Source organism: Alcanivorax sp. HI0083 (genome assembly GCF_001635175.1).
The window spans coordinates 1-780 of sequence record NZ_LWFX01000750.1; the positions used below are offsets into that span (position 1 = coordinate 1).

General features: G+C 60.4%; 2 protein-coding genes. Both read right to left on the bottom strand.

Annotated elements, in window-relative coordinates:
- On the bottom strand, positions 1-560 hold a 560-nt coding region (locus A3754_RS07325), incomplete at its 3' end, for a sigma-54 dependent transcriptional regulator (RefSeq protein WP_156496886.1).
- A 36-nt stretch (positions 561-596) separates the two neighbouring features.
- Positions 597-780 (bottom strand): ATP-binding protein (locus A3754_RS07330; protein WP_197468543.1); only part of this gene is annotated, 184 nt, incomplete at its 5' end.

Genomic DNA, 780 nt, shown 5'->3' on the forward strand with positions numbered 1-780 from the left:
CCATTGCCTCGCTCGCTGTGCTCATGCAGGGCGCGGGCGGTGAGCTCTTTGCCGGTGCCGGCTTCGCCCATGATCAGCACCGGGGTGTTGGTCGGTCCCACGCGGCCAATGCGGTGTTTCAGCTCTTCCATGGCCGCGCTGTTGCCGATCATGTTGCGTACCGGGAAGCTGCGTTCCAGGTCCCGGCGCAGGGCCCGGTTGCCCCGGTTCAGGCGGCCTTCTTTCAATACCCGATCCACGGCGAGCAACATTTCGTCGTGATCGAAGGGTTTGGGGATGTAGTCCACGGCGCCCTGTCGCATGGCATCCACTGCGGAGCGCAGGCTGGCATAACTGGTCATGATCAGCACCGGTGTGATGCCGGCCGCTTCTATAAGTGTGGTGCCGGGTTCGCCGGGCAGGCGCAGGTCGCTGATTATCAGGTCGAACTGATTGAGGCTGTACTCGCGGGCCTGCTCCACGGATTCCGCTTCTTCAACCGAATGTTCGTGGCGCACCAGCAGCTTGCGCAGGGCGCCGCGAATTACCGGCTCATCTTCAACAATCAGAATGTGACTCATGAATGACTTGATCCTGTCCTGTCTTTCAATGGCGCATTACACACCGGATGTCGGGGCGTGCATGGGAAGCCGAATAATAAACCGGGTGCCGCCCTGTTCGGTGATCGGGCTCTCCACTCGAATCGCGCCCAGGTGTTCTTCGATAATACTGTAAACCAGCGCTAACCCAAGGCCTGTTCCCCGCCCCGGTGGCTTACTGGTGACAAAGGGTTCAAACAGG